Annotated in this window: 7 protein-coding genes; 1 reads left to right on the forward strand and 6 read right to left on the reverse strand. The window is 66.7% G+C overall.

The genetic code is table 11. The features are described from left to right. The 3 genes from STARVERO_RS23440 to STARVERO_RS23200 form a co-directional block, all read right to left on the reverse strand. A partial coding sequence (locus STARVERO_RS23440) for a hypothetical protein (RefSeq protein ID WP_210253543.1) occupies positions 1-266 on the reverse strand: 266 nt, incomplete at its 3' end. Beyond that, positions 253-585: a hypothetical protein gene (locus STARVERO_RS23195; RefSeq protein ID WP_159602624.1), complete on the reverse strand. Its 333-nt coding sequence runs from the start codon at positions 583-585 to the stop codon at positions 253-255. The genes STARVERO_RS23195 and STARVERO_RS23440, both read right to left, overlap by 14 nt. 12 nt (positions 586-597) lie before the next feature. Continuing rightward, positions 598-966 (reverse strand): ParB N-terminal domain-containing protein, encoded by a 369-nt coding sequence (locus tag STARVERO_RS23200; RefSeq protein ID WP_159602627.1) that lies wholly within the window; start codon positions 964-966, stop codon positions 598-600. 166 nt (positions 967-1132) lie between these two features. On the opposite strand from STARVERO_RS23200, the gene STARVERO_RS23205 reads away from it, so the two are divergent. Continuing rightward, positions 1133-1378: a hypothetical protein gene (locus tag STARVERO_RS23205; protein WP_159602630.1), complete on the forward strand. Its 246-nt coding sequence runs from the start codon at positions 1133-1135 to the stop codon at positions 1376-1378. Here the strand turns inward: STARVERO_RS23205 and STARVERO_RS23210 are convergent. From STARVERO_RS23210 to STARVERO_RS23220, 3 genes are all read right to left on the reverse strand, one after another. Then, positions 1338-2108 (reverse strand): DNA-methyltransferase, encoded by a 771-nt coding sequence (locus STARVERO_RS23210; RefSeq protein ID WP_159602633.1) that lies wholly within the window; start codon positions 2106-2108, stop codon positions 1338-1340. The two genes, STARVERO_RS23205 and STARVERO_RS23210, sit on opposite strands and share 41 nt — an antisense overlap. Beyond that, a complete protein-coding gene (locus tag STARVERO_RS23890; protein ID WP_159602636.1) occupies positions 2084-2275 on the reverse strand; it encodes a Com family DNA-binding transcriptional regulator in 192 nt (63 codons plus the stop codon). The genes STARVERO_RS23210 and STARVERO_RS23890 overlap by 25 nt, the downstream gene beginning before the upstream one ends. A gap of 131 nt (positions 2276-2406) precedes the next feature. After that, the coding region (locus STARVERO_RS23220) for a contractile injection system protein, VgrG/Pvc8 family (protein WP_200837961.1) at positions 2407-3104 on the reverse strand (698 nt) is incomplete at its 5' end.

Below are 3104 nucleotides of genomic sequence, written 5' to 3' on the forward strand. Positions count from 1 at the left end.
CCGGCCCGGACGAGGTCTTTGGTCATCTTCCGACCGCCACCCCATGAACACGGCCCAAGGAGCCCGACGAGGCCCGCATCGCTGGTCTCGACGCACAACACATGGCGATCCTTGGTGCGGCCTTCGAATTCCGCGACTTCCGGCGCCGGCAATGTGGTGCTGAGCGTGCCTCCGCGCGCGGCGCCCGGTATCCCAAGCTGCTCCTTGCTCAGCGCCGTCCGTACTGACCGGTCGTGGTATCGGACGAGCGCTTCAAGCATCGACATTTTTGCCCCCTTTGCGCCTGACCGCGCGGATCTCGGCCATCTTGCGCCTTACCTGCTCCTTGCGTTCAGGACGGGCGCCATATTCGGCCTGATACGCCTTGTACACGGGATCGGCCGCGCGCTGCGCCGCCCTCGCGGCGTCAGCCTCGCGCACACGCTCCCGCTCGCGGTCGAGGAAAGCCTCGCCCTCAAGAGCTTTGCGAACCGTGTATCGGCTACATCCGACCTCGGCCTCTATCTGCTTGAGGCCGACGCCTCGGCTCCTCAGATCACGGACTCGCTGGAGGATGCTTTCGGGGGTGCTGGGCTTGCCGGCCATGTCACGCCCTCCTCAGGCTACAATCGCAATCGCGTCGTCATCGACGCGGTGGAAGGCGCAGCCCTTGTAGGTCCCGCAGGGCGCGGCGATCCGATCGCGGATATCGGCGGCGCGGGCGGGCTCGCCATCAAACCAGCCGCAATCATCAAAGCCCAGATCGGCACACGTCAGCATCTCATCCTCATCGACCAGGGCGAGCGTCGGAGTCAGCCCAAGCTCAAGGGCAGCGACGAAGCGGTGCGAGCCCTCAAGCGCGACGATGACACCCTGCGCCTCGTCCCGGATGGCGCGGAGCGTGGGGGCGCCGCGCTCGACCATCTCGGTCTTGACGGCCGAGAGGTGCTCGGGATCGGCAGCGTTGATGGTGATGATGCAGGTCATGTCGGCGCCCCTCTTGTCTAGCATCAATGTGTTACAATCCACGCCACATGTCAATAGCAACGAGGCGCCTGCATGAGTACGTGCTGGTGACCGACCTAGGCGAGCTGTATGAGCTACTGTCCCAGCCAGGACTAGAGTGAACTGGGAAAAGACGAAGGAGGCGTCCATGACGGTCATCCTCAACACCCTCGGCTCGCTGATCGACAACGGCCACGGCCTCGGCGTCCACTGTCTCAACCCCGAATGCCGGCGATACGTCGAACTGGACTTGCCCGCGCTGGCCGCGAAGCTGGGGCGAGACCATGGCTCGATGCACCGAGATCTCGCCCCGATCATGAAATGCACGGCCTGCGGCCAGAAGCGCGTGAAGTTCACGCTGCTGGCGCCGACCCCCAGTCGGCCGAGGCCGTGACGGTACCGCTCTTGCCCGCCTCCCTCAGCCGCTGACAAGCGATCTCGAAGTAGGCCGGCTCCACCTCTATGCCGACATAATCAAGCCCCCGCGCAGCGCAGGCGAGCCCAACCGTGCCACTGCCCATGAACGGGTCAAGCACAGGCCCGTCCACCACCGACATAAGCCCCTCCATCAGCTCCACCGGCTTCCCGGCGATGTGGTGTTTTCGATGCGGCTTCGGCATGCGGAAGACGCCCGGCGCCGTGCTACCCGCGAGCGGTCGGGGGCCGTTGGTGCCCCAAACGACATACTCGGCCTGGATGCGATACCGGCCCTGCTGCGGCCGGCTCGCCTCCGTCTTGTCCCAAGGGACGATGCCGCGCCAGATCCAGCCCGCCGCCTGCAGGGCGTCGCTCGTGACCGGGAGCTGACGCCAGTCTGAGAAAACAGCGCAGATAGCTCCGGGAAGCGCGACGGCGCGAGCCCGCCCGAGCCACAGCGTCGACCAGGCCAGGAAGGAGCGCTGATCGCGGGTGTCGCCAGCGAACTCGGGATAGAGCCCACGGTTCTCATGCGATTGATACTTGGCGCTGGTGGCTTTGGTCCGCTCCGGCGCTGTCGTTCCACCAGAGCAATAAGGTGGATCCGCGAGCACCATGGCGAACCGGCGATCGAGCGTCGGGAGGATCTCCAGCGCATCGCCGAGGTAGAGAGTGGCGTCGCCTATCGTCTCGGTCTGAAACCGCATGCGTCTTCTCCTGTCGAAGGACGCTCGCGGCGTTCGGATAGGGGCTCTATCGGCCTCAGGGAATTGAGCGTGCCGCACTTGCGGCACTTGATCTCGACGACGCCCCTCAGGGCCCCGCCGGCGGCGCGGAACAGCAGCGCGCCGCACCCGCATCTTATGTCTTTCACGCGATGTTAAGTCCACATGCTGCACCCCGCTCCGGCTCGCGAGAGCATGAGGCGGGGTTGCGGTCATGTGCTTGCACTGCACGCGGGCATCGGCGCCAACCAGTCCCGCGCCGGGGTCAACCCGGACCCCGTCACTCACCTCCCTGTGCCTTGTCCGGCTTCGCCGTCACGTCGATGGTGGAGAGCACCGGCGAGCCCTTCTCCCAACTCGTCGAGATCCGCTCGCTCGGCCATTCGCCGTCCACGCCTTCCCCGAAGCCGCTCGCCTCGACGATGGCGCCGGCCGAGAAGGTCGGATCGAACTCCGTCACGAAGAAGCCCGATGCTGTCTGCGTGTTGAGCTCGCGTGCCCGCGCCTCGGCTGCGGCCTCGGCTTCCGCTTCAGTTGCCCGTGGGTGGATGAGGTTGTGCACCGGCCCGCTCTGGCCAGCCTTCTGCTTCGCGATCTGGCGCCGGCCGGTCTTGGGGTCCTGCCAGGCGGCGCCGACCTCGCCGAAGCGCGGCCGCGGCTCGCCCTCGATGTTCCATCCGCCGCTGCCGATCCGCTTCACGCGGATGCGCGGCAGATCCGCGCCGCTGGCATCCGTGCCGGCGCCCCGGCGCACCACGGAGAGCTTTTCCCCGCCGGGCTTCACGATGCCGCCATGCTCGGCCGCGAGACGTGAGGCGAAGTCGATCGGCGACGCCTCCCACCGGAGGCTATAGGGAATACGCACCTCCGCGAGCTGCGGATCGATGGCCAGCGTCAGGCCGGCCGAGCGCGCGACATCCGAAAGGATGTCGGCAAGCGACATGTCGTCGAAATGCTGGGTGCCGCCCGCCTTCACCT

Source organism: Starkeya nomas (assembly GCF_902703545.1).
GTDB classification, from domain to species: Bacteria; Pseudomonadota; Alphaproteobacteria; order Rhizobiales; family Xanthobacteraceae; genus Ancylobacter; species Ancylobacter moscoviensis.

What these genes read in the sequence shown, in the direction of transcription:
- STARVERO_RS23195 (WP_159602624.1), bottom strand. Translation starts at nt 585, where the DNA reads ATGGCCGGCAAGCCCAGCACCCCCGAAAGCATCCTCCAGCGAGTCCGT.
- STARVERO_RS23200 (WP_159602627.1), bottom strand. Translation starts at nt 966, where the DNA reads ATGACCTGCATCATCACCATCAACGCTGCCGATCCCGAGCACCTCTCG.
- STARVERO_RS23205 (WP_159602630.1), top strand. Translation starts at nt 1,133, where the DNA reads ATGACGGTCATCCTCAACACCCTCGGCTCGCTGATCGACAACGGCCAC.
- STARVERO_RS23210 (WP_159602633.1), bottom strand. Translation starts at nt 2,108, where the DNA reads ATGCGGTTTCAGACCGAGACGATAGGCGACGCCACTCTCTACCTCGGC.